The sequence below is a fragment of the Roseibium sp. RKSG952 genome (genome assembly GCF_009711355.1).
Genome location: NZ_SMMF01000021.1, coordinates 1 through 208 on the forward strand (window position 1 = coordinate 1; position 208 = coordinate 208).

Consider the following 208-nt stretch of genomic DNA (forward strand, 5'->3'; position numbering starts at 1 on the left):
TCTACATCAAAAAAATTTGCGACAGAGCCTCATTATTTACTGGAACACCCTCCATCTCGGCCAGGCCGTCGAAATTCGCCGGAATGAGGGACTTGATGTGCCGCCTGAACTTCTGGCGCATATCTCTCCGCTGGGCTGGGCACATATCCTGCTGACCGGGGAATATCTCTGGCCAACTGATCGGACGGCTTAGAGTGTCATTCCGCCC

The 208-nt window shown here is 53.8% G+C and carries 1 protein-coding gene; it reads left to right on the forward strand.

Going from position 1 to position 208, the window contains the following annotated elements; genetic code table 11:
• A partial coding sequence (locus E1297_RS00040; protein WP_155132455.1) for a Tn3 family transposase occupies positions 1-193 on the forward strand: 193 nt, incomplete at its 5' end.
• Positions 194-208 lie beyond the last annotated feature (15 nt).